This is a genomic window from Methanothrix harundinacea 6Ac, assembly GCF_000235565.1.
Lineage (GTDB): Archaea > Halobacteriota > Methanosarcinia > Methanotrichales > Methanotrichaceae > Methanocrinis > Methanocrinis harundinaceus.
Genome location: NC_017527.1, coordinates 457,466 through 480,872 on the forward strand (window position 1 = coordinate 457,466; position 23,407 = coordinate 480,872).

Sequence of the window (23,407 nt, forward strand, 5' to 3'; positions counted from 1 at the left end):
TCCCCCTTCAGGCCTTCTCCGCCGGAGCCTTCGTCTCGGGATTGACCCTCAGGTAGGAGGCGTCGCAACGGGAGACGAAGAGGTCGCAGACCTCCTCCGGGTCGCCGTCGGCGAGGACGGCTCCATTCTCGAAGAGGATCGCCCGGTGGGATATCTCCCGGACGAAGTCGACGTGATGGCTGACGAGGAGGATGGTGGTGTTGAACTCGGCGTTGATCCTCTTGATGGCGTTGGCCACCCCCCGGAGGGTGATGGGATCGATGTCCCCGAAGGGCTCGTCGAGGATGAGGATCCCGGGCTTCGAGGCCATCAGGAGGGCGATGGAGACCCTCACCTTCTCGCCGCCGCTGAGCTGATGGGGATACTTCTCCAGGATAGAGGGGTCGAGGTCCAGGACCTTGAAGACCGGCTCCGCGTACCTCCTCGCCTCCGTCTCCGGAAACCGCGGGAAGAGCTCCTCGAAGATCTCCCTCGTCAGACCCAGCTTGTCCAGAACCGTCTTAGCCTCTTCCTCCGTCATGTCGGTGAGGGTGTAGATGACGTCCAGGATCTTGTCGCTGATCCCCATCTCCTCCGCCACCTTCCGGGCGTAGTCGATGACGTCCTGCCCCTTCACCCCGAGCTTGTAGGCGATCTGCTCCAGGACCGTCTCCCTCGGGAAGAGGGCGAACTCCTGGTACATTATCCCAATGTTCCTCCGGACCCCCATCCTCTCCCGGGAGTACTCCACCATGTCCACCCAGCCATCTCCGAGCCTGTAGAAGACGGAGCCCTCGTCCGGGCGGGCGATCCCCTGGATGATCTTGAGGAGGGTCGTCTTCCCTCCGCCGCTCGACCCGATGAGGGAGGTGATCTCCCCCTCTCTGATCTCCAGGTTCAGGTCCTCGATCCTGAGAACCTCGCCGGTCCCGACGAGGTAGTTCCTCTTGTGAAGGCCCACAATCCTGATGGCGGGCAGGGCCTGGGGGCGGGGGACTAGGGGCTCGGCGTCGCCGAGGAGGGATAAGAACCTTCTCAGCACCTCCTCCGGCTCCCCCTCGTCCAGGATCTCCCCCTTATCCAGCCAGATCATTCTATCGGCCAGGTATCTGTGGACCTCGGGGAGGTGGGATACGACGATGGTGGTGATCCCCAGCTCCCGGTTCACGTTCTTGATGGCGTCGAGGACCTCCTGCTTCGTCGCCGGGCAGGCCATGGTGGCAGGCTCGTCCAGGAGGAGGAGCTTCGGCTTTTTGGCGAGCTGCCTTGCGATCAGAAGCCTCTGCTTCTCGCCGCCGCTGAGGATCGTGGCGAGGTGCTTCGCCTTCTTATCGAGGCCGACGAGCTTCAGGTAATCCATCGCCTCTTCCATCACCGCCTCGTATTCGAGGTCGTACTCCGTCGGGATCGTCTCGTAGCCGGTTATGCGGGAGTAGACCCGGCGTGCGACGTTCTTGATGGCGGGCTCGGTCCAGAGGCCGAAGTCCCTCTGAAGATGGATGGCGGTGACCTGCCTCTGGCGGTGGACCAGATCAGGCCCCGAGTTGGGGACGATCTCGAGGCCGTCGATCTCGATCTTCCCGGAGTCGAAGGTCTCGATGCCGCGGAGGATCTTCAAGAGGGTGCTCTTGCCTCCTCCGCTCTTTCCCACGATCCCCAGGATCTCCCCCTCTTCGGCGGTGAAGCTCACCCCCTTCAGGGCCTCAACCTGGCGGTCTTTCAGCTGGTAGACTTTGGATAGGTTCTCAACCTGGAGCAATATAAGGACCTCCTCAATATTTCATTCTTTCAAATGTATAATCGATCTTCCATTCTGATCCGACCGGCCCCATGCCTCCGTTTCCGGAGGCTCCGGGCCGCCCGCTGATCCGGCGGGGTCATCGGATCTTTGTCCCCGGAGGGGTCGCCTTATCGGGGGCGAGGAGGACGGCCTCGCCGTCGGCGTCGGCGGCTAGGAGCATCCCCCGGGACTCGACGCCGAAGAGCTTCGCTGGCTCGAGGTTGGCGAGGACCACGACCCTCCTCCCCAAAAGGTCCTCGGGGCGGTGGGTCTTGGCGATCCCCGCCACGATCTGCCTCTCCTCGGAGCCTATATCGACCAGGAGGCGGAGGAGCTTCTCCGATCCTTTGATCCCCTCGGCCGCTTTCACCTCCCCAACCCTGAGGTCGAGGCTCTTGAAATCTTCGAACTTCACGGTCCCCATCTTCTCTTCTCCCTGCTTCTTCCCTTTTTTGGCGTCTATCGCCGCTATCCTCTCCATGAAGATCTCGTCGAGCTTCGAGACGAGGGAGTCGTCGATCCTGTTGAAGATGTGCTCGGGGGCGCCGAGCCTCATTCCCGCCTCGATCGGGAGGTGGGCGTCGTCGAATCGGGCGTCAGCGGCGGTGCCGTCGAGGCCGAGCTGCCTCCAGGCGACCTCCATCTTCCCCGGCATCACCGGCTGGAGGAGGATCGCCAGGGCCTTGGCGATCTGGAGGCAGTTCCTCAGGACCGCCCCGCACCGGTCCCGGTCGGATTTGGCGAGCTTCCAGGGCTCGCTCCCCTGGAAGTAGACGTTCCCGAAGTCCGCCAGGGCCATCGCCCCATCGGCGAGCTTCTTGAACTCGTACTCCTCGAGGGCAGACCTCACCAGAGATACCGTCCCCTCGATCTTCGCCATCACCTCCGGGTCCAGCTCCCCGGCGGGGACGGCCCGGTCGAAGTTCTTGGTGGTGAAGGTGACGGCCCGGTTGACGAAGTTCCCGAGGGCCCCCACCAGCTCTCCGTTCACCTTCTCGGCGAAGATCTTCCAGGAGAAGTTCAGCTCCTTGGTGTGGGAGGTGTAGGAGGCGAGGTAGTACCTGAGGAGGTCGGGGTGGAGCCCCTGCTCCAGGTAGTCGTCGATCACCCAGACGACGTACCCCCTGCTCTTGGAGAAGGTCTTGTTGTCGATCTTCAGCATGCCGCTGGCGACGACGGCGGAGGGGAGGGTGTAGCCCGCCCCCTTCAGCATCGCCGGCCAGAAGATGCAGTGGTGGTAGACGATGTCGCCTCCGATGAAGTGGACGATCCGGGAGGGTTTTCTCCAGTACCGCTCCCAGTCGCCGTTGGTCCGGAGGGCCCACTCCTCGGTGAAGGAGATGTAGCCTATCGGCGCGTCCACCCAGACGTAGACGACGAGATCCTCGGAGCCGGGGAACTTCACCCCCCAGCCGAGGTTTCTGGTGATGCACCAGTCCTTCAGCTCCTGCCTCACCCACTCCAGGGCGTAGTTCCTGGCGTTCGTCGTGCCTCCGAGGCTCTGGAGGTAATCGACGAGGAAGTCGCTGAAGGAGGATAGGCGGAAGAAGTAATGCCTCTGGGTCCGGTACTCCGCCCCGCTCCCGCAGACCTTGCAGACCGGCTCGGAGATCTCCCCCGGCTCCAGGTGGCGGCCGCACCCCTGGTCGCACTCGTCCCCCCTGGCGGGGGAGCTGCAGTAGGGGCAGATCCCCTCGACGTATCGGTCGGGGAGGAATCGGTCGCAGGAGGGGCAGTAGGCCAGCTGGATCTCCCGGGGGTAGACGTGCCCCTCCTCCATCAGGGCCTCGACGATCGCCTGGGTCCGGCGGTGGTTGGAGGGGTCGTCGGTGTTCCCGAAGTAGTCGAACTCCACCCCCATCCGGCGAAAGACCTCGTCGAAGTGGTCGTGGTACCGGGTCACCAGCTCCGTCGGCGTCGTCCCCCTCTCCTCGGCGTTGACGACGATGGGCGTCCCGTGGGAGTCGGAGCCGCAGATGAAGTGGGGGGCCTCTCCCATCTTCTTCAGCCCCCGGACGAATATGTCGGCGGGGACGTAGGTCCTGAGGTGGCCGATGTGGCAGGGGCCGTTGGCGTAGGGCAGTCCGCAGGTTACGAGTATGGGAGGTTCGGATGGAGCCAAGTCAGAACACCTGCCGGATCTATTCCCAAACTTCCTGATATACGTTTCCCATATCGAAAAGGAGGTTGGCGGGGTCTCGCGGCCCCCCCCGGCCGGCGGAGGCAGTTTAGATCCGCCATATCGGGATCGATCGGGGCTTTATTCCCTGCCGCCGGCGGCATCCGGGGCGGCGGCCTGACCCCCGATATCCGCTTTCTTTTCGGTACGATGAGAACTTCAGAGCTTCTATCAGCATCGGGATCGTCGGAAGCTACTTATACGGCGAAATCAAGGAAAAAACTCAAGCCGAGGAGATGGGCTCGCGAAATTGGAGGGTGGAGGCTGATATCAAGCCGATAACTGGGGAGTTGTTCCGTCGGATCGCGAATCGCTCCCGGCTTTCGTGGATCTACGCCATTTAGGCCCTTAAAATGAGGGGGACCTCAACATGGACGAAAGGGATATGGTCAAACGGGTGAAGGTATTCGCCAGCTCTGAGCTGAAGCTGAACATCTTGCTCTGTTTAAAATATCGAGAGATGGATGTTAACGACCTCCAGGGGGTCCTGGGAGGAAGGAATACCACAATTCTCCATGCCATAAGGGATATGACCGATGACTATCTGATCTCCAGGGGTCGGCAGGGATACAGGCTGACGAACCTGGGGAAGATCAGGGGCTGCGTCCTTGAGAGCCTGATGGGGGTCCTGGATGATCTCGAGGCCCGTCCCGATTTCTGGCTGAACCACGATATCAGCTCCATCCCTCCGGAGATGCTAGAAAGGCTGAGCATGCTCCGCCGGTCGGAGATGGTCTCCACAAACCCCGCCTCCCCCCTGGAGATCCACGAGAGGCTGGAGTCTCTGCTCTCCACCTCGAAGAAGATCTCCGCGATCCTCCCTCTATTGATATTTCCAAAGGACTCGAAGGTCTTCACGAACGCCCTCCGGAGGGGGTCCCGGGTGGATCTTTTGATGACGGAGAAGATCGCAGGAAGCCTCCTCGACGACGGGAGCATCTCCGCCTACGAGGTGGAGAGGCTCCTCAAGTTCGAAAGCTTCAGGCTCAGGCTCATCGGTGAAGATCTCAAGCTCGCCCTCTTCGTCACTGAATCCTTCCTCTATCTGGGGCTCTATCGCCACGACGGAGTCTACGACGTGGGGACGGGGGCGATCTATCTCGGAGAGTCCGCCGTCGCCTGGGGGATGGAGCTCTTCGAATACTACGCTCAGAGATCCCGGGAGCTGGATGAGGGGGACCTCACGAGGGTATTCCGATCGAGCATTCAGCCGGAGGCGGAGGCTCCGCCTCTGGCCGGCGAAGACCCCGGAGCCTTCGACGTGATGATCGTCGAGGACGACCTCGGCCACGCCACCCTCATCCGCCGGATCTTCGAGGAGAGCAGCCCGAGATGGAGGGTCCATCACGCCAGCCAGCTCCAGGATGCCCTGAGGTGGATCGAGGAGAGCTATGGCCGACCGTTCCTGGTGGTGGCGGACTATCTCCTCCCGGACGGCTGCGGCCTAGACCTCGCGGGGAAGGCGGAGCGTCCCCTGGAGGTGGGCTTCCCCCTGATAATCCTCACCGGATTCGGCTCCGAGAAGATAGCGGCTCAGGCCTTCAAGTCCGGGGCGATGGACTACGTCGTCAAGGAGGCAGATAGCATCCAGCGGCTTCCCGAGATCGCAGAAGAGGCCCTCCTCAGGTGGCGGGAGCTGAAGAGGCGGGCCGCCGGCGGGGAGGGCCACCCGAGCCCCCAGGAGGGGCAGGGCCTCCCCCTCAAGGTCTGATCTGGCCTCAGGGGGTCGGGAGGGTGAAGAGGACGCAGGTCCCTCTCCCCTCCTCCGATTCGATCCAGATCCTCCCGCCGTGGACCTCTATTATTCTCCTCACTATGGCGAGGCCGACGCCGCTCCCCTCGGAGTCGGGGTCGATCTTGTAGAAGAGGCCGAAGACCTTCTCCCACTGGTCGGGGTCCATCCCGATACCGTTGTCCCTGACGAAGAAGACGGTCTCCTCTCCCTCAGGCCGCCATCCGACCTCTATCTCGGGATGGGGCCTGTCGCCCATGTACTTGATGCTGTTGTCGAGGAGGTTCGTCAGAGCCTCCTGGACCCTCAGCCTGTCCACCCTCACCCTGGGCCAGCCCTCGGCGAGGGAGACCTTGATACCCCTCGATCTCAGCTCCCCGGAGGCCTGGCTGAGGGCCTCGTGGACGATCTCTCCGAAGGAGCCCTCCTCCGGAGGGTTGACGACCCGGCCGACCCGGGAGAGGCTCAGGGTGTCCTTGAGGAGGTGGTCCATCTTGAGGACCGCCTCCTCGATCATCGCAAGGTCGATCTTGATCTTATCTCCGTCCAAGGCCGAGAGATCCTCCCGGAGGAAGCCGACGAACCCCTGGATGGTGACGAGGGGGGACCGAAGGTCGTGGGAGACGGTGTAGACGAACCTCTCCATCTCGGCGTTCTTCGCCTCCACCTCGCCGATCCTCTCCTGGAGCTCCCCCTTCGCCCTGACCAGGTCCGCCCTCGTCCGGGACCGGATGAAAGCGCCGCCTATGGACCCCGCCGCCACCTGGAGGACCGATATCTCGCCGTTGCTCCAGAACCTCTCCCGGTGGCAGTCGTCGAAGCCGATGAACCCCCATAGCCGATCCTCGACGAAGATCGGGACGATCAGGATGGAGACGATACCCTGGGGCGCAAGGTAAGCCCTCTCCGATTCGGGAAGGTCCTTGACGAGGCCTACATAAGGTCTCCCCCTCGATATAATCTCATAAAAAGTGGATGAATCGGGGTGGTACGGGAGGCTCTGAAGGACGGGGTTATTTATCTGGGGCTCGACCTCTCCCTTCGTCCACTCGTAGCGCTGGCTCATGAGGACCTCCCCATCTACGGTCTGGTTCTCGAAGATGTAGGCCCGGTCCGCCTCCACCGCCTCCCCCAGGAGCTGGAGGACGTCGATGATGATTTGGTCGATATCGTAGTTGACTAGGAGGGAGTAGGAGGCGGCGGCGGAGGCGGAGAGGAGCCTGTCCCTTTTCAGGAGTTCGACCCCAGCCTCCTTGATATCGGTGATGTCTCTTGCGATCCCGCATATCCCCGTGACCTGGCCCCGGTCGTCCCTCAGGGGGACCTTGACGGCGTGGAAGGTCATTGAAGATCCGGCTCGGGTATGGGCGGAGACCTCGCCGACGAACGGTTCTCCGGAGAGAACCCCGGCGTCTTTCTCCCGGATCCGAGCCGCCGTCTCGGCGCTGAAGAAGACCTCGTCCCTCTCTCCCAGCATCTTGGAGGCTGGCAGCTGAAATATCCTCTCCATGACGGGGTTGACGAGGACGTACCTGCTCTTCGGGTCTTTGATGAAGATGCAGTCATGGGCGGTATCCACGATCGTCCTGAACCTCTTCTCGCTCATGGCGAGCTTCTGGTTGTAACTCTCGAGGTGGTCGAGCATCTCGTTGATCGACTCTGCGAGGGTGGCCAGCTCCGCCGGCCCCACCGTTGGGATCCGCGACCCTTGGCCTTTCTCCTGCTCCCGGATCGCCTCGACGGAGGAGGTGATGGTGGCCAGGGGCATAAGGATGGAGAGCTCCAGGAAGAGGAGGATCAGCCCCCCGAAGAGGAGGCTTGCAAGGAAGATCCCCACCACCTGCCGGCGGATCGTCTCCAGTCCCCTTGAGCGGATCTCCCTCGGGACCTGGGCCTCCAGGAGGACGGTGGGGTTACCGTATACATCATCGATCGTCTTGGTGGCGATGAGGGTATCTGAGTCCTCCTTAACGATGAGGAGGGAGGTTTTAGAGTTGGTACCCTCTGACTCCCCCACCGGGGCGGTGGCAGCCATCCTCAGGTCGATGCCGCTCAGCCTCGCAAGCCCTTCCGCCCTCGCCCCGTCCAGGCGCCTGCCGACGATGAAGGTCCCCGATATCGGCCCCTTCCAGTGGCTGTCGAGGATCGTGGTGGAGCTGACCAGAAGAAGCCCCTCCGGATCGGAGACGATCCCCGTAAGGCCGTCCTCCGGCGAGGAATGAGCTATCAGGGGGTCGTCCTTCGCGAGGCTCAGAAGCCGGCCGGGGGCTGGGACCTCCTCTCCCGTGGCGTGGTTGAAGGCCCTGGAGTAGAATAGGTTGCCGGAGCGGTCGTAGTAGATCATGAAGTCGACGTCGAGGCCGGATAGGGTCCAGCTGTTCAGGTTATCCTGGATGTACTGATCGTTCTCGCCTATGACGAAGTCCCGGGTATCGTTCCAGTGCCCCCAGTCCTCCGCCGCCCTCTTGAGGGATGATAGGTCCTCCTGGAGGTAGAAGAGGGTGCCATCGACCTTCTGGTGGACGTAGGCCTCCTCCAGATCCGAGAGGGTCCCCATCATCATGTGGCACATGAAGGTGCTGCAGATGAGGGCGAGGACGAGGATCATCCCCCCGGTGAAGGCCAGGATGCTTCGGCGCAGCGTCATGGGTGAAGGCCTCGGTTTCGCTCACCTCTGGGGTCTTTCACGCGGGTCCGGGGGAGCGGTTCCATCCAAGCCAGTACTCTTTGATCTCCTCGACGGTCCGCTTCAGGTCCTCGAAGCTGAGGGGCTTGATGAGGTAGCTGTTGACGTGGTTGGAGTAGGCCCGCCGGAGGTCGTCGTCGCTGGTGGAGGTGGTGAGGACGACGACGGGGATCGCCCTCAGCCTCTCCGACCTCTTGATCTGAGATAGGACCTCGTGGCCGTCGACCTTAGGGAGCCGGAGGTCCAGGAGGACCATCCTCGGGAGGCTCCTCCCCCCCCCTTCGTGGAGGCGGAGGTAATCTAGGGCGGCCTTCCCATCCCTCAGCCACTCTATCCTCCCGGTGAAGCCGAGCCTTTCAAAGGCCCTCATGATAAGCATCGCATGGGCGTTGTTGTCCTCTACGAGCAGTATGATGAAGGGGTCCTCTGCCTCTAGGACGTCTCCGGAATCCAGGCCGTAGCTCACTTCCTTTCAACCTCCTCCAAAACGAGATTGTCTCTCCGTCCACTGGGTGATGAAGGCCTCGCACCTGCCTTACTGTCATCCGTCCGTGGTTTATGAAGATAACCCTCCGAGTATAACGAATAATTGTCCATCGCGGGTGGGGAACCGGTGACGACGATCCGCCTCCTCAGATGGTTCCATCGATGAGATCCATCGGAGATCTTCGGAGGGAGGGATCTTCAACGATAATTCTGGTTTCATCTTTCCATCTGTAAATTGCCCCGTTCCCACAAAGAATAGTGGATAACCCCCTTCGGGCAGGCGTCGACGCAGCCGCCGCAGAGTATGCACTCGGCGTCCTCCATCCGCCTCCGCTGGACCATATCCAACACATCCAGCCCCATGGGGCAGGTCGTGGAGCACCTACCGCAGCCGGTGCACCGGTCCCCATCAGCGAAGAGGCGAAGCGCCGGCCACCGGAAGAGGTTCCGTATCTTCCTGCCGATGATCATGATCACCGCGATCGGGCAGAAGTAATGACAGAAGCCACGTCTTCCTGCGGCTATGGCGAAGATGGTGATAAAGGTGATCTGGGCATAGAATATGGTGTATGCTCCCTCTTTCGCGATCGAGATGCCATGATCGGTGTAATAAAATGGGTCGATGGCTGTAAACCCTCCGGCGGAGTGGACTGCAAGGATGAGGGGGGCAAAGAGCAGAAGGAATATCAGGTATTTGAGCCAGTTCAGCCGGACGCGGTTGGTCTTTCTATCATTAATCTGAAAGTAGATCTCCTGTAAGCCACCTGCGGGGCAGAGCCACCCGCACCAGAGCCGTCCCAAAAATAGCGAGCTGATGAATATGAGGATGAAGACCATCAGCCCTCCGGTGACGATCCCCTCCGATGCTCCTCGAGTTATTATTGGGCAAGATATATAAACAAATGTTATGGGCATCAATACGAAGGATAATATGATCAACGCCTTCCGGAGCCTCTGCCTATCGTTTATGATATTTTTCATATAGAAAACCGTCAGAATTAAATGTATTTTAAGTTTCCTCCGCTGCTATAACTGCATCCTGTCGAGCTCCAGATTTCACGACGGGGTCAGAATGATTCTATCTTCTGGTTTCCTGCAGGTGCCCGACAAGCGTTTCTATAAAGCGGCGAAAATAAGACAAGCTCTCTTTGAGTGTTTCAGGATTCAATTCAGCCAAAATCTGGAATGAACGTCGACCTTTGTCGTACCCTTTCCCTTTACCGCAATCCTTGGTAGCGTTTTTCAGTGCCCCCAGCAGATCTTCCCGTGATCTGCGCTCCAAGTCTTCCGCTGGAAAAAGAGCGCTCTCTCGCAAATGTGCGCCAAAAACATTGCGCAGAGCCTCACGATCCGCCATTATCCACGTCTCCATGCAGGTTACCATCATCTGCGCCTGGTCATCCTCGGCACCGGCTGGACGGTCCCATCCGTCGCGGGACTTCAGATGAGCCCAAGGCGCCATTGTAACTGGCTCTTCGCTATCGACGAGAAGCATCGGAAATTCGTTTACATAGGCTGATCTCAACGCTATCTTGAACATGTCGTAGGCTTTGTTGCGTCCTCCACAGGCAACGGTGCTCGGCATCCGCCCTTCAAAGCCCGTCCTTTCGATGAGCTTTCTAAACCCCTCTCGACATCGCAATTGAAGATCCTTGCTGTCGCCGCCCCCTTCAATGTATATCCGCACGCTCACCATCTTGTCCCCCCAAGCGCGCCACGGGTCCAGAGTTCGCCCAGACGATAACCTTTTAGCCATTCTTCCAGCTTCTTGCCGTCGAGACGTCGAATCTCGGTCTGGCCGTGGTGCTTCTCGCAGACGAGGACAGCCTCCGGCCGCTCGGTCATCGCATCTACGAGGATGTCCGAGTGAGTGGTGACGATCAACTGGGTGCGCTCTGAGGCGGCGTTAAGCAGGTCGGCCACTTTAGGGAGTATATCGGGATGAAGACCGAGCTCCGGCTCCTCGATGCAGATGAGCGGCGGGGGTGTCGGGTCGCACAGGATAGCCAGCATGCAGAGGTATCGCAGAGTTCCGTCTGACAGCCTCGTTGCGGGAATCGTAAAATCTCCTTCGGTAAAGAAGACCTGGACCGTGCCCCCCTTGATGCTCACATCAAAGTCGTCTAGGCCTTCGTAGAGGTCATGCAACGCTTCAAGAATGGCCTTCTTCGCCTTCGGCACCCCACGCAGACGGTTTAGAAACAATCCCAGGTTCGAAAAGTCTTCCTCCAATCGATCGTTGCGCATGTCTGCCTTCTGCGGCTCGCGGAAGATCGCGCTCCGTCCGAAGTACCACTCCCGGTATATCTTGATCTTATCGTAGACACTCGCCAGGTAAGAGACCTCCGGGTACGCCTCAGGGTCTCGCCGCTGAGCGAGTATTGACTGATCGGTCTCGACCGTCTCAGGCTTCAGCTTCCGTTCTTCAGTCTCTTCGTGTAGTCCTTTGGTACTGACATTGAGTACCGGGTTCCCGTGCTGGTAGCTGTAGTAAAAATATGGCCTGTCGAAACCTGGAAAGGGCTCTTTATTCTCGATGCGTTCGTCAGCCAAGCGGAAAGTCTGGTTCTCCTCCCGAAAGGCCAGAACGTGACGGAGCGGCAGATTTCCTCGGAGATTGCTGATGACGACGTCGATGGAAGCCTCACCATCGGGCTTTCCTTTCCATATCCAATCGCTTGCACCTCCGCCCCGGCGGATAACTGCACGGATGTCGCCTGGGGCTGCGCGCAGGAGAGATATGGCCTCGATGAGATTGGACTTCCCAGAGCCGTTCGGACCGATGAGCACATTCAGGCTTTCAAGGGCGATAGGCTCTGTATCGGGTCCAAAAGAAAGCAGATTGCGTGGCCTAATTTCCCTCACCATTCGCATCTCATTGCCGTTCAATTCCATTATTCCACCTCCTCATATCCCCTCAGATTTTCCGCAAAACAAGACGATAACCTCGTCTGTGGCATTCCTTTATAGCACTTTCCAGAAGAATAGCCGGGTCAGAAGCGGGAGGTTTAGTGCATAATCGCTGGTATTTGTGGATCGCTTGGATGAGACGATGATGGTAAAGGTCTGCCAAAATAGCAAAAGTCATTGAATATAATTTGTAAAAGAGCGCCGAGGGGGAGATTCGAACTCCCGCGACCCTTGCGAATCACAAGCTTTCAGTAGAGAATTCCAGGCTTGCGCCTTACCACTAGACTACCTCGGCACGATTACGACTTTTTGGCCCACATCTTCGGATACGTCCCCGGGGCCATGACGACCCGGGAGGTCTTGGCCACGATCCCGGTGGCCGACTTCATCATATCCTCGCTTCCCATGGCGGCCACGGCCACGGCAACAGCCTCTCCTTTCAGGGTATAAATAACTACCTTCTCCCCCTCCTCTATCCCCGACTCGAGCCGGAGGAGCCCCGGCGCCGCCAGGGGCGCTCCGTGGCAGATGGCGTCGACGGCTCCGTCGCTGATGACGAGGGTGGGCATGTGCGAGAGGGCTCGCTCCACCGGGAGGACGGCCCGCCGCAGGGGGGTTTCATCCCCGGTCTCCCGCCAGATCACCTTCGCGTCCTGGAGTTCATGGAGGGTCACCAGGGTCTCATCTTCGCGGAAGGGGCCGGACCTCGTCCTCCGCAGCTCCTCCATGTGGGCCCCGGACCCGAGGGCGAGGCCGATGTCGTGGCAGAGCTTCCGGATGTAGGTCCCCGCCTCGCAGCCGACCAGGAAGAGGACCCTCGGCCCCTCGATCTCCAGGACCTCCAGGTAGTAGATCTCCCGAGTCCGGAGGGCCCTCTTGACGCTGGACTTGAGGGGAGGCCGCTGGTATATCACCCCAGCGAACTCGCTGCAGACCTCCATCACCCTCTTCCGGGGGAGGGTCGCATGAAGCCGCATCAGGCAGACGTACTCCTTCCCGGCGGAGAGGAGGGTCTCGACGACCCTCGTCGAGTCGCCGAGCATCGTCGGGAGGATCCCCGTCACCTTGGGGTCGAGGGTGCCGCTGTGGCCTGCGGTCTCGATCTCCAGGATCCTCTTCACCCAGGCCACCACCTCGTGGCTGGTGGGGCCCGGCGGCTTGTCGAGGTTTATGCAGCCGAGGCGGATGTGTTGGTCGAGGGGGCGCCCCTCCGGCGAGACCCCGTACCTCGGGTCCGTCCTCCCCTCCCTCCGGACCAGGGTCTCCCGGGTCCGGTCAGCTGGAAGAGCTCTCTTCATCTTCAAGAGTCCTCACTGCGGCCAGGACGATGGCGCCGACCCCCCGCTCGTCCCAGGTCCCGGTGTCGATGACGAGGTCGTAGACGGAGAGGTCGCGGACGTCTATGTTGTAGTACTTCTCGTACCTCCTCGCCTCGCACTCCTCCCGGCCTTTCGCCTCCTGGAGGGCGTCCTCCAGGAGCTTCTTCTCCCGGGTCGCTATCCTCTCGGCCCGAAGCCTCCGGTCGGCCTTGAGGAGGATCTTCAGGTCGGCGTCGAGGACGTGCCCCGAGAGCCGCCCCTCGAAGATCCCCCCCGCCTCCGCCGCCATCTCCCTCTGGGCGTCGTCGATGATGTAGTCGATCTCGGGCCCCTCCTCGGCGATCCGGCCGAGCTCCCCCAGGGAGATGCCCCGGTCGCTGGCTATCTTCCGAAATAGCTCCCCCGAGTTGACCCACCGGAGGCCGAGCTCCTTAGAGAGGATCCGGGATAGAGTGCTTGTCCCCGTTCCGGGGGCACCGCTGACGGTTATTATCATCCCATACCGCCGATGTCCAGAGCTTTTCTTATGATCTGGGAGACCGGTATCGAGCAGATGAAGTACCAGTAGAACCAGTAGAATATGGGTCCCAGGACGGTATCGGAGATCGGGTGGACCCCCCAGAAGGGGAAGCTGAGGAGGATGGCGTGCTCCTCGATGTAGAGGTAGGCCCACATGAAGAGGGGTATTGAGACGATCCCGATGTAGGCCATCGGCTTCAGCTGCATCTTCATCATCTTGCTCTGATCGCCGAGCATCTCCCTCTGCTGGACCTGGAGCTGCTGCTGCCGGGCCTTGTCCCCGGCGAGCTGAGCCGCGCGAAACTCCTTCTGGAAGCTCCTCATCGTCTCCTGCTGCCGCTTCAGGTAATCCCAGTCCATGGTGTACTTCTGGATGAGGCTCGCATAAAGGCCGGTGATGGCGGCGAGGGCGAAGAGGACGACGTGGAAGGGGAGGATCCCCGGGAGCCACCCGAGGACCGCCTCCATCACCTCTCCCACGTTGTGCCTGAACTCCATGCTCACCATGATCCCCACCATCAGGGCGATCCCGACGCCCAGAAGGAGGGAGTCGAGGGACTTCGCGAGGCCGCCGTTCTTCATGCCGACTCACCGAAGAACCTGCGCATCATCGGGTACATCTCCTGGATCTGCTCGCTGGCGATCTGCTCGTAGAGCCGGTAGACGATGCTCACCGCCAGGAGGAGGCCGGTGCCGCCGGCGCCGCCCAGGGTTCCCATGAGGCTTGCGACGAGGGTGAGGAGGCCTATGATGACCCCGCCGATCACCGTCACCTTGGGGATGTACCTTAAAAGGAGCTTCTCGATGCTGACGGGGTTTCTCCTGTGGCCGGGGACCTGGAGGCCGGAGGCGTGGATCTTGGCCGCGACGCTCTTGGCTCCCATGCCGGTCGTCTCGATCCAGAACATGGCGAAGATGACTCCCCCGATGATCAGAACGGCGGCGTCGGTGAAGACGTGGAGCCAGATCTGCCAGCCCGCGATCGGCGGAAGGCCCAGAAGCTCCATCCCCGGGTTGCTGCTGGCGACGAGCCCCGGTATCCAGTCGTGGGGGCTGTTTATCGGCGAGAGGTAGTACATCAGCCCCGATATCGGCTGGGGCGACGTGGCGCCCACCAGCTCCCCGGTGACCATGTCGTAGCTGGAGGTGGAGGTGAAGGTCCCGAGGATGCTCGAATAGGCGGTATAGACGATGTTCACCCCGGAGGCGGTGTCGGTGGTGCTGGCCGTTGTCATGGTTCCGATCTTGCCGGCGAGGAGGGTTCCTATCATCTGGATGTTCGCCTGGAGGGCCCTCACCAGGATCATGGGGAGGACGCTCGCGTAGACGAGCTTCACCGGGAACCTGCCTCTAGCGCCCCGAACGGCGCTGTGGGCGAGGGGTATCTCAACCCTGGTGCTCTCCACCAGGACTACGAAGAGGATGATCACTATCGTCGTGATGAGGGCGAGGATTCCGCCGTCGATGAAGACCCTCTCCAGGCCTGAGGTGGTGAATACATCCTCGAGGCCCAGAACGTCGTTGGTGAATATGAAGACCCATTTGGGGATTATCCCGATGGGAAGACCCTGGTCCCCGATCGTCCAGTTGAATAGGCCTGTGATCAGCGACTGGCTGACCCCCGCGACGATGAAGAGGCCGACGCCTGACCCGATCCCCCACTTGCTCACCACCTCGTCCATGAAGAGGACGAGGACCCCGCCGATACAGATCTGGACGAATATCAGCAAGGATATCAGGCCGAGGGATACGCCCAGGGCCGAGGCGAGGGACTGATCTGGGAGGAGGTAGCCGCCCGTCACCTGGGGGAGGGCCTCCACGATGATCATGACAAAGACCAGAAGCTTCTGAGTTCCCTGGAAGATCGCCTGGTCCCGCGGGTCTCTCAGGTTCAGCTTGATTATATCTGCCCCCACCAGGAGCTGGAGGACGATGGAGGCGGTGACTATGGGCCCTATCCCCAGGAGCATCAGGGAGCCGAAGGACCCGGCGAAGAAGGCCCGATACATCCCGAAGAGGTCTATGGATGCCGGGGAGAGGCCGAAGAGGGAGACGTTGGAGAGGGCGAAGTAGAGGATCAGGATGCCCACAGTCCAGCTGAGCTTCTTCTTGAAGTGGACGTGACCTTCGGGCCTCTCCACCGCCGGCAGCCTCCTCACGAAGGGCTCTATCGCGTAGAAGAAGCTGTGCTGATTCATGATACCACTACTTCACCGCCAACCTCTTCGATCTTAGCCCTGGCGGCAGCGGAGAAGGCTTTTGCCGTGACGGTGACGGGCCTTGAGATACTCCCTTTGCCCAGGACCTTCATCTTCCCGAGGTCGATCCGCCCTTCCTCGGTCGCCATCGAGTCCAGGTCGCCGACGTTTATGACGTCCACTTCCCTGGCGTTGTGCTTGAAGAACCCGTGCTTGCCCATCACCCTGCCTAGCATCATATCCCGAACGAAGTGATGCTTGCATCCGCCCGCATTGCCGGTGCCGCCCCTCGACCCCGCACCTCTGCGGTTTTTGTGGGTGCCGCCTCCGCAGGTCCTGCTGCCCCGAAACTTCTTAACCTTGCTTTTAGGCATGGTCCTACCTCATCTTCCAGATAAGATCCGAGATCGACTCGTGGTAGCCGAGCTCGCCGCCCTCCCGGACGGTCTTCTTCGTTCCGCGGTGCCCCTTCCTCGGAGGGTGGAGCCTGAAGACCGGCTTTATCCCCGCATCCTTGAGGGTCGCCCCTCCGTGGGCTACCGCCGAGGCGAACTCCTTTACCGTCTTGTAGGAGGTGTTCTCCTTTATGAACTGGTCCGTAAGACGTCTGTTGCCGTTCAACCTCCCCCGCATCTCCAGCATCTTGGCGAGAGCATCCTCGTCGATCTCGCCCCAGGCGACGTAGTCCTTCACCTTCTGGATCATCCCCCGGTAGTGGGGGTTGTCCGGGACCACGACGCAGTGGTTGATCCTGTGAAGCCGGAGCAGGTCGAGGGTATCCTTGATATCGGGTTTGGTATTGACGCTCCCCCGAAGTCGCACTATCGCATACATCCTCATACCCTCATGGTGACGGTATTCCGCAGAGCGTTGTAGGTGGCCTTGGCGAAGTTGAGGGTGGTCCTGGTGTTTCCGGAGGACTTGGTCCAGACGTCCCGGATCCCCGCCATCTCCATCACCTTCTTGGCGGTCCCTCCCGCTGCGATCCCCAGGCCTCTCGGGGCGGGGATCAGGGTGATGGAGACGGACCCAGCCTTCCCCACGACCTCGAAGGGGACGGTATGGCCGGCGCCGCAGCCGCACTCCCAGCTGCCACAACCGCGGTTTACCTTTATGATGTTCAGCTTGGCGACGTCGATACCCTTCCTGATGGCGGGTCCGACCTGGTTGTCTCTCCCCTGGCCGATGCCGACGTAGCCGTCCTTGTTTCCGACGATGACCGTCGCCCTGAACTTGACCCTCCGTCCCGAGTCGGTCATCCTCTGGACCATGTTTATGTCCAGAACCTCGTCCTCAAGGCCTGGGAGCAGGGCGTCGACTATCCCCGCCTCTTTTATGGGGAGCCTCGACTTGAGCGCCTCGTCGAAGGTGGTGATCTGCCCCTCGTAAACGAGCCTGCCCAGCTTGGTCTTGGGGACCCATTCCTCTCTGTATTCCATCCTCATCCTCTCACCCCAGTATCTTCTCGCGGACGGCATCGAACTGGGCTACAAACTCCACCCCTCGGTAAGCCTCTATCGTCTCGCCGCGGATTCTTTCGTCATCCGGGAAGATCTCGGGGCTGTGGGGAATCTCTATCCCGGCGTCCACCACGCCCTTCAGGGCGGAGTATATCCTGTTGCCCCGGGTGTTGGCGTGGATCCCCATGTCCAGGATCGCCTCCGTCCCGCCCATCGCCTTCATCCTCTTGCCGAAGAGGAGGCCGGTGAGGTATGCCGCCGGGACGTTCCCGGTGTTCTGATCAAACCCGAGCTTCTTCAGCTCCTGGGAGTTGACCGTCAGGAGGGTCCTGTCTCCGACCGGCTCTGCGACGATGAGCTGGAGGGAGATGTTCTTGTTCCCCTTTCTGATCACAAGCCTGGGCTTTCTCGAAAGGATGAGCTTGTATCGGAAGTGATAGTCCGTTCTGCCCTCTCTCCGCCTTCTGAAGGGCACTTTGTATCGTGGTCCGGTTGCCATCAGTCACTCCTCGTTAGACCTTTTGCCTTGATGTAAGCGTTGAGATGGGCTGTGCTGCGGTACTCGCCGCCCTTGGCCTTCCGATAGAGCATCCGATAGGTGTGGCGATCGATCTCGCCCTCTTCCCTCAGCTCTTTCAGGTTGCTGCGAAGGGCCCGGATCTTGGTCATCCAGACCACTTTCCTCGGAGACCGGGAACCTTTCGCGCCCTTTCTCCTCCCCTGTCCCTTCTGGTGGCCGTAGGCCCTCTTGGCGGCTCGAACCCTGTATCTAGCGCGGCTGTTCCCCTTCTTCGGCTTGGCCTTGATATTTCCAGCCTCGATCTGAGACCTGATGTCCTCCCTCGTGATGGAGTCGGCGATCTCGCCGGCGACCTCCGGGTCGGGGTTTATCCAGATCCTGCTCTCCCCCACGGCGAGGACCGACGCTGCAAGCCTCTTCTGCGTTGAGAAGTCCGGCAACTCAGTCCCCTCCCGCGGTGGGGTTGAGAACCTTCAGGTTCATCTCCCGGGCCATAGCCTCGATCTCGTCTCTCTTCTTCATGCCGACAGTGGCGGCGATCCGGACGGCGCAGCCCTCGGCGTTCTTCAGGTCGTCTGGATTCTTCACCAGGACCTCCTTCATGCCGCAGGGGTGATACCCCCTGACGCCCCTGGGGCTGCCGTATCCGGCCTTCACCAGCTTCCCCTTGGCGGCGATCTGCTGTCTCAGCTTGTTGTGGAGGCCCCGGGGCCGCCTCCAGCTGGGCGAGAGCTTCTTCTTCTTGTGGGAATCGCAACGGTTGAACTCGGGCTTCCTCTTCTTCTGCCTAGCCCGAACTTTCATCAACCTCTCTCTCTCGGAAGTCAACTCCGTCACCTCTTATCCACCAGATATATCCCGTCCTGGAATACTCTGATGTCGAATCCTCTTACTTTGGTCGCCTGCTCGATGTTGGCCATCGTCTGGCCCACCAGCTCCTTGTCGATTCCGGTGACGATCACGGTGTCGCCCTTGATCTCCACCTGGGATCCGCCCATGATCTTGGCGGATCGGGGCTTCCTCTCGCCCAGGAAGTTGCTGATCAAGAGCTCTCCCTTGGAGGCCTTCAGCTGAATCGGGAAGTGAGAGTAGACTGCCTTCATCCTGTACTCGAACCCCTCGTTGACCCCCTTGATCATGTTCTTCAGGTGGGCGGCTATGGTCCCTGCCATCGACCTGTGCCGCTTCCTGGTGATCTCGGCGTCCACCACCAGGGTGGAGTCTTCCTTTCGGATCTCTATCCCTGGATACCAGAGCCGTCTCGAGACCGTCCCCAGGGGGCCGGTCACCGTCACCGTAGCGTCGTCGCCGATCTCCACGGCGACGCCCTCTGGAATCTCAATAATTCGCGCCAACTCCTTGACCATCGTGACCACCTAATAGACGTAAGCCAGAAGCTGGCCGCCGATCCCGCGCTCCCTGGCGTCGACGTGAGATATGACCCCCTGGCTCGTGCTCATGATGAGCACCCCGAAGTTCCGGGAGGGGAGGAACCTCTTCTCCCACTTCTCCAGGTCGGCGACCTGGGTGGAGAACCGAGGCTTGATCACGCCGCATCGGTTGATCTTCCCCTGGAGGTTGACCTTGAACATCCCGGACTTGCCGTCGTCGACGAACTCGAAATCGCCGATGTATCCGAGGTCAGCCATCACCTTCAGGGTGTTGCCGATGAGCTTGGAAGCGGGCTGGATGATGCATCCTCCTTTGCCGACGTCCTCAGCGTTCTTTATGATGGACATGGCATCGGAAAGCGGATCTGACAGTACCATCAATCATCACCTACGAGTACTTCTCAAAACCCATCTCCGGGGCGATCTCTCTGAAACACTGCCTGCAGAGATAGATTCCGTATTTTCTGATGAGCCCAGGCCTTCTGCCACACCTTTTACAGGCATTTGCGCCCCGGCCGAAGCTCTTGGTATCGCTCTTCATGCCGCCTCCACGATGTCAACGCCGTATTTATTCTTGACGTACTCGACGGCGTCTTCTCTCGTCACTCTGTGCGTTGAGGCCATCTTCGCCCTGGCGACCCGCCTCCGGGCCACCCGGTATCCCGGCCGTTTCAGGGCCACCGAGACGTCCATCCCGAAGATCCCGATGTCGGGCTCGTACTTCATCCCCGGAAAGTCGGTGTGCTCCTCGACCCCGAAGGAGAAGTTGCCGGTATCGTCGAAGGAGCTCCGCCGGAGGGCGCTCCCCGCCACCTCCAGGGCCACCTTGAGGAACTCCTCGGCGTCTCTCCCCCGGAGGGTGACCCGGCATCCGATCGGCTCCTTCTTCTTTATCCCGAAGCCCGGCAGGGTCTTTTTGGCGATGGACCTGACGGGGGACCTGCTCGTGATCTCGCCGAGGATCGTCTCGGCGTTGACCAGCCGCTGGCCGCTCTCGCCGGTTCCGATGTGGACCGTCACCTTGTCGATCCGCGGCTCCAACATGACGTTCATATCTCAGCCCCCAGCTTGATGGCGGGCTTATCTCTGCCGATCATGAAGACGTGGTCTACGGTCGTCTCGAACTCCTCTTTCCCGGAGATGATGACCCGGTTCGGCCGAGAGCTCTTGACCACCTCGATCACCTTGATCGTACCGACCTCCCCGGAGTGGGTGCCGCCGACGACCATGGCGAGGTTTCCTTCCTTGAACTCGATGACGTCGGAGATCTCCTTATCGGGTATCGATAGGATCACCGAGCTTCGGGTGGTGTAGTCGCCCTCGGCCAGGATGTTGGTCCCGTCGTTGAGGTTCAGCTGGGTCTTGCCGCCCTGGAGGACCGTCTTCTTCTCGATCCTGCAGAGCTTCCTCGCCTCGCCGGCCTCCAGCTCGTGGAGGTTGAACCTGCCTTTCGCGTCCGTAAGGAGCCTGAAATTTTTGTCCAGAGCCGGGACCGATATCACGTCGAAGATCCCCACGGGGAAGTTGAGGTCTTTCCTCGCCTTTCCGTCGACGAGGACCCCGCCCTCGTGGAGGACGCGCTTCGCCTCTCTGGAGTTGTCGACGAGCCCTAAGAGGTCTCTGACTACGACGACGAGGGGGATGCTCCCCTTCTCAGAGTGGGGGCCTGGTCTCGTCTTGGCCACCCACGTATGGACCTTCCTTGCGATCGGCCAGCTTCTGGGGCTCGCAACCCTCTTCTGATGTCTGCTCACCTAAATCACCTGGAAAAGATCTTCTTCCGCTCCTCGTCGTCCATCTCCATCTTGGTGATGATGACGTTGGAGGGCTGGACTGGCCTGGGCACCTCGGTCCCGTCGGCCCGGAATACGCTGACTCCGGCGACGTGGATGGTGCCGCTCTTCAGATCCGCCTTCTGGACCTCGCCCTCGGTCCCCGCGTGGTCGCCGCGCATCAGCTGGACGGTATCGCCCTTCTTGACCTGAGCGCTGCGGGCCTTCATCTCCTCCCGGAGCTCTTTGGAGAGGGCGGCGTGCATGTACTTCTGCCGTTTGTGAAGGGGGGCGGAGAACCTCTCTTTTCTCTGCTTGCGTGGCTGTTTGCTCTTCATGGTGATCACACTATTATCGAGGCCGCCGAGGCGATCTTTCCGTACCGCTCAGCCACCTCTCGGGCCACTGGCCCCTTTATCTCCGATCCCTTGGGAATCCCGAGAGCGTCGGTGATGACCGCCGCGTTGTCCTCGAACTTGACCCTCATCCCGTCGGGCCTCCGGAACTCCTTCCTCTGGCGGACGATCACCGCGGTCATGATCTGCTTTCTCATCTCCGGGGTACCCTTCTTCACGGATACCACTATCATGTCGCCGACTCCAGCGCAGGGCATCCGGTTCTTTACGCCCCTGTACCTCTTCACCGATATGATCTCGAGCACCCTCGCGCCGGTGTTGTCGGCGCATTCGAGCCGCGCTCCTGCGTTGATCGGCCTTGAGATGCTCGCCTTCAACCCCTTCATCGGACGACCTCCACCACGACGAAGGACTTGGTCTTGCTGAGGGGCCTGCATTCGGCGACCTTGACGACGTCGCCGACCTTGGCCTTAAGGCAGGGGGGGTTGTGGGCGTGGAGCTTCGACCGCCTCTTCTCGTACCTGTCGTACTTCGTCATCTTCCTCTCGAACTCTCGCAGGACCACCACTGTATCGGTCATCTTGTCGCTGACCACCTTTCCGTCAAAGACCTGACCGCGAACGGAAAGCTCTCCATGAAAGGGACATTTTGGATCGTCACAGGCCTTTTCAGGGGACTTGACGCCCAGTCCGACATCCCTCATAATTTCCACCTCGATCTCCGTATTTTTTTGTTAATCCTGTTTTCGGGTTGTGAGACTAAAACTGAGCCCTCTGCCTTCACCTTCAGGCCCTGGGACAGGGTAAAAATGAAGCAGTTGCAGGACTTGGGAACGCATTTCACTCCGCTCCTGGTCTCGATCAGAAAGGTGTTCCGGGTCTCATCGACGACCCGGCCGGAGATTCCCGCCTGGGCGGGGTTAGTCCCCCTTGCAACCTCCACCGGAAGGCCAATGAGCTCATGTCTGACGAGATTCTCAGGAGTGATCATCACGCCGTTGCACGCTCCTTCTGAATGGTCTTGATCCTGGCTATGGACCTCTTTATCTCCCTTATCCTGCCGGGGTTCTCCGGGGCGCCCCCAGAGACGACGAGCCCCCGCTCGCGGACGAGCTCGCCCTTTAGCTTCTCAAGCTCCTCCCCCAGCTCCTCGGGGCTCATGTTCCTCAGTTCATCGACCCTGAATATCGCCATGTCAAGTCCCTCTCGTCTCACCCTTCTCTCTTCGGCTCTTCAGAGGCCGCCTCGGCGGGGGCCTCCTCCTCGGTGGCCGGTTCCGCGGAGACCGGCTCTTCGGAGATCGGCTCGTCGGATTCCGCAGCAGGCTCCTCGGAGGCCTCCTCCTCGAAAACCGGCTCTTCGGCGGGGGTCTCTTCGATGGCAGGCTCGGCGGGGATCTCCTCCTCGACGATCTCCATCTCCTCGACCGTCACCTCGACGGCGCCCTCGGCCCCGGACTCCAGGAGTTCCTCCAGCTCGTCCCTCTTCTCCTCCACTGGAAGGGCCTCTTCAGCCTGTTCCTTGGAGGGGGGCACGATCTCGAACCTGTCGGGGGGCACGGCGTCGGGGGGGACGATCCTCACCTGGCATCCGATGGTCCCGAGCTTCTTAACCGCCACGGCGTAGCCGTGGTCGACTATCTCCTGGGAGGGCTTCCCCGAATGCTTGACGTAGCCGGAGAGGAACTTCTCGACCCTCGACCTCGGTCCTGTGAGCTTGCCGCTGAGGATTATCTCGCATCCGAGGGCACCGCTCTCCATCACCCTCCGCAAGGTGGTCTGGCCCGCCTTTCTGAAGTACCAGCCCCTCTCCAGGGAGCTGGCGAGCCTGTTGGCCACCACCTGGGCGTTCAGCTCGGCCTTTCCCACGTCCTGAACGTCGATCTGGGGGTTGTCCAGCCGGAAGTTTCGGTCCAGGTCTCGGGTGAGCTTTCGGATCAATTTGCCGCCCTTGCCGATGACCATTCCAGGCTTTTCGGCATAGACGGTGATCTGGATCCCCATGGGGGTCCTGTTCATCGTCATGCCGCCGTATCCGGCCCGACTGAGCTCCTTGGAGAGATACTCGTGGACCAGGGCTTTGGTGAAGCCGTCCTCTACAAATTTCTTCTCTACGCCCAAG

Annotated in this window: 29 protein-coding genes and 1 tRNA gene; 1 reads left to right on the forward strand and 29 read right to left on the reverse strand. The window is 60.7% G+C overall.

Features of this window, described 5'->3' with window-relative positions; genetic code table 11:
* Positions 1–7 precede the first annotated feature (7 nt).
* The gene (locus MHAR_RS02285; RefSeq protein ID WP_014586013.1) at positions 8–1,738 is read right to left on the reverse strand and encodes an ATP-binding cassette domain-containing protein; all 1,731 of its coding nucleotides are present in this window, start codon (positions 1,736–1,738) and stop codon (positions 8–10) included.
* A 118-nt stretch (positions 1,739–1,856) separates the two neighbouring features.
* Entirely contained in the window at positions 1,857–3,881 is a 2,025-nt protein-coding gene (metG, locus tag MHAR_RS02290) for a methionine--tRNA ligase (protein WP_014586014.1), read from the reverse strand.
* A gap of 427 nt (positions 3,882–4,308) precedes the next feature.
* On the opposite strand from metG, the gene filR1 reads away from it, so the two are divergent.
* On the forward strand, positions 4,309–5,649 hold the full coding sequence (gene filR1 / locus MHAR_RS02295) for a methanogenesis two-component system response regulator FilR1 (RefSeq protein ID WP_014586015.1): 1,341 nt from the start codon (positions 4,309–4,311) through the stop codon (positions 5,647–5,649).
* Positions 5,650–5,656: 7 nt separating this feature from the next.
* Here filR1 and filI read toward each other — a convergent pair whose 3' ends face one another.
* The 27 genes from filI to MHAR_RS02430 form a co-directional block, all read right to left on the reverse strand.
* The gene (filI, locus tag MHAR_RS12350) at positions 5,657–8,317 is read right to left on the reverse strand and encodes a methanogenesis two-component system histidine kinase FilI (protein ID WP_014586016.1); all 2,661 of its coding nucleotides are present in this window, start codon (positions 8,315–8,317) and stop codon (positions 5,657–5,659) included.
* A 37-nt stretch (positions 8,318–8,354) separates the two neighbouring features.
* Positions 8,355–8,822, reverse strand: a complete 468-nt coding sequence (gene filR2 / locus MHAR_RS02305) for a methanogenesis two-component system response regulator FilR2 (protein WP_014586017.1) — start codon at positions 8,820–8,822, stop codon at positions 8,355–8,357.
* A 236-nt stretch (positions 8,823–9,058) separates the two neighbouring features.
* A complete protein-coding gene (locus MHAR_RS02310; protein WP_014586018.1) occupies positions 9,059–9,823 on the reverse strand; it encodes a 4Fe-4S binding protein in 765 nt (254 codons plus the stop codon).
* Positions 9,824–9,920: 97 nt separating this feature from the next.
* A complete protein-coding gene (locus MHAR_RS02315; RefSeq protein WP_048144273.1) occupies positions 9,921–10,538 on the reverse strand; it encodes a DUF4276 family protein in 618 nt (205 codons plus the stop codon).
* Positions 10,532–11,710, reverse strand: coding sequence for an AAA family ATPase (locus tag MHAR_RS02320; protein WP_143763447.1), 1,179 nt, complete (start codon positions 11,708–11,710; stop codon positions 10,532–10,534). The genes MHAR_RS02315 and MHAR_RS02320 overlap by 7 nt, the downstream gene beginning before the upstream one ends.
* A 241-nt stretch (positions 11,711–11,951) precedes the next feature.
* Positions 11,952–12,047, reverse strand: a tRNA-Ser gene (locus MHAR_RS02325).
* A gap of 4 nt (positions 12,048–12,051) precedes the next feature.
* Entirely contained in the window at positions 12,052–13,050 is a 999-nt protein-coding gene (locus MHAR_RS02330; RefSeq protein WP_014586020.1) for an RNA-guided pseudouridylation complex pseudouridine synthase subunit Cbf5, read from the reverse strand.
* A complete protein-coding gene (gene cmk, locus MHAR_RS02335; RefSeq protein WP_014586021.1) occupies positions 13,028–13,567 on the reverse strand; it encodes a (d)CMP kinase in 540 nt (179 codons plus the stop codon). The genes MHAR_RS02330 and cmk overlap by 23 nt, the downstream gene beginning before the upstream one ends.
* A complete protein-coding gene (locus tag MHAR_RS02340; protein ID WP_014586022.1) occupies positions 13,564–14,172 on the reverse strand; it encodes a DUF106 domain-containing protein in 609 nt (202 codons plus the stop codon). The genes cmk and MHAR_RS02340 overlap by 4 nt, the downstream gene beginning before the upstream one ends.
* Positions 14,169–15,788 (reverse strand): preprotein translocase subunit SecY, encoded by a 1,620-nt coding sequence (gene secY / locus MHAR_RS02345; protein ID WP_014586023.1) that lies wholly within the window; start codon positions 15,786–15,788, stop codon positions 14,169–14,171. The genes MHAR_RS02340 and secY overlap by 4 nt, the downstream gene beginning before the upstream one ends.
* Positions 15,785–16,162 carry an uL15m family ribosomal protein gene (locus tag MHAR_RS02350; RefSeq protein ID WP_014586024.1) on the reverse strand — a complete coding sequence of 126 codons (378 nt, stop codon included), beginning with the start codon at positions 16,160–16,162 and terminating at the stop codon, positions 15,785–15,787. The genes secY and MHAR_RS02350 overlap by 4 nt, the downstream gene beginning before the upstream one ends.
* Positions 16,163–16,166: 4 nt before the next feature.
* Entirely contained in the window at positions 16,167–16,622 is a 456-nt protein-coding gene (locus MHAR_RS02355) for a 50S ribosomal protein L30 (RefSeq protein WP_014586025.1), read from the reverse strand.
* 2 nt (positions 16,623–16,624) lie between these two features.
* Entirely contained in the window at positions 16,625–17,227 is a 603-nt protein-coding gene (locus MHAR_RS02360) for a 30S ribosomal protein S5 (protein WP_014586026.1), read from the reverse strand.
* Positions 17,228–17,237: 10 nt separating this feature from the next.
* Positions 17,238–17,747, reverse strand: coding sequence for a 50S ribosomal protein L18 (locus tag MHAR_RS02365; RefSeq protein ID WP_014586027.1), 510 nt, complete (start codon positions 17,745–17,747; stop codon positions 17,238–17,240).
* Positions 17,747–18,208, reverse strand: a complete 462-nt coding sequence (locus tag MHAR_RS02370) for a 50S ribosomal protein L19e (RefSeq protein ID WP_014586028.1) — start codon at positions 18,206–18,208, stop codon at positions 17,747–17,749. Before MHAR_RS02370 ends, MHAR_RS02365 begins: the two co-directional genes overlap by 1 nt.
* A gap of 1 nt (position 18,209) precedes the next feature.
* Positions 18,210–18,605 (reverse strand): 50S ribosomal protein L32e, encoded by a 396-nt coding sequence (locus MHAR_RS02375; RefSeq protein WP_228369597.1) that lies wholly within the window; start codon positions 18,603–18,605, stop codon positions 18,210–18,212.
* On the reverse strand, positions 18,602–19,135 hold the full coding sequence (locus MHAR_RS02380) for a 50S ribosomal protein L6 (protein ID WP_014586030.1): 534 nt from the start codon (positions 19,133–19,135) through the stop codon (positions 18,602–18,604). The genes MHAR_RS02375 and MHAR_RS02380 overlap by 4 nt, the downstream gene beginning before the upstream one ends.
* Before the next feature lie 9 nt (positions 19,136–19,144).
* Positions 19,145–19,537 (reverse strand): 30S ribosomal protein S8, encoded by a 393-nt coding sequence (locus tag MHAR_RS02385; RefSeq protein ID WP_048144274.1) that lies wholly within the window; start codon positions 19,535–19,537, stop codon positions 19,145–19,147.
* Positions 19,538–19,547: 10 nt separating this feature from the next.
* Positions 19,548–19,700 carry a 30S ribosomal protein S14 gene (locus MHAR_RS02390; protein ID WP_014586032.1) on the reverse strand — a complete coding sequence of 51 codons (153 nt, stop codon included), beginning with the start codon at positions 19,698–19,700 and terminating at the stop codon, positions 19,548–19,550.
* On the reverse strand, positions 19,697–20,203 hold the full coding sequence (locus tag MHAR_RS02395; protein WP_014586033.1) for a 50S ribosomal protein L5: 507 nt from the start codon (positions 20,201–20,203) through the stop codon (positions 19,697–19,699). The genes MHAR_RS02390 and MHAR_RS02395 overlap by 4 nt, the downstream gene beginning before the upstream one ends.
* A 5-nt stretch (positions 20,204–20,208) precedes the next feature.
* Entirely contained in the window at positions 20,209–20,913 is a 705-nt protein-coding gene (locus MHAR_RS02400; RefSeq protein WP_048144275.1) for a 30S ribosomal protein S4e, read from the reverse strand.
* Positions 20,914–20,918: 5 nt separating this feature from the next.
* Positions 20,919–21,269: a 50S ribosomal protein L24 gene (gene rplX / locus MHAR_RS02405; protein ID WP_014586035.1), complete on the reverse strand. Its 351-nt coding sequence runs from the start codon at positions 21,267–21,269 to the stop codon at positions 20,919–20,921.
* 5 nt (positions 21,270–21,274) lie between these two features.
* Positions 21,275–21,673 (reverse strand): 50S ribosomal protein L14, encoded by a 399-nt coding sequence (gene rpl14p / locus MHAR_RS02410; RefSeq protein WP_014586036.1) that lies wholly within the window; start codon positions 21,671–21,673, stop codon positions 21,275–21,277.
* Complete coding sequence (locus tag MHAR_RS02415) at positions 21,670–21,990, reverse strand: 30S ribosomal protein S17 (RefSeq protein WP_266335532.1); 321 nt, start codon at positions 21,988–21,990, stop codon at positions 21,670–21,672. Before MHAR_RS02415 ends, rpl14p begins: the two co-directional genes overlap by 4 nt.
* A complete protein-coding gene (rnp1, locus tag MHAR_RS02420) occupies positions 21,987–22,277 on the reverse strand; it encodes a ribonuclease P protein component 1 (RefSeq protein ID WP_048144276.1) in 291 nt (96 codons plus the stop codon). The genes MHAR_RS02415 and rnp1 overlap by 4 nt, the downstream gene beginning before the upstream one ends.
* Positions 22,277–22,480 (reverse strand): 50S ribosomal protein L29, encoded by a 204-nt coding sequence (rpmC, locus tag MHAR_RS02425; RefSeq protein ID WP_014586039.1) that lies wholly within the window; start codon positions 22,478–22,480, stop codon positions 22,277–22,279. The genes rnp1 and rpmC overlap by 1 nt, the downstream gene beginning before the upstream one ends.
* 17 nt (positions 22,481–22,497) lie before the next feature.
* Complete coding sequence (locus MHAR_RS02430; protein WP_014586040.1) at positions 22,498–23,406, reverse strand: 30S ribosomal protein S3; 909 nt, start codon at positions 23,404–23,406, stop codon at positions 22,498–22,500.
* Position 23,407: the final 1 nt, after the last annotated feature.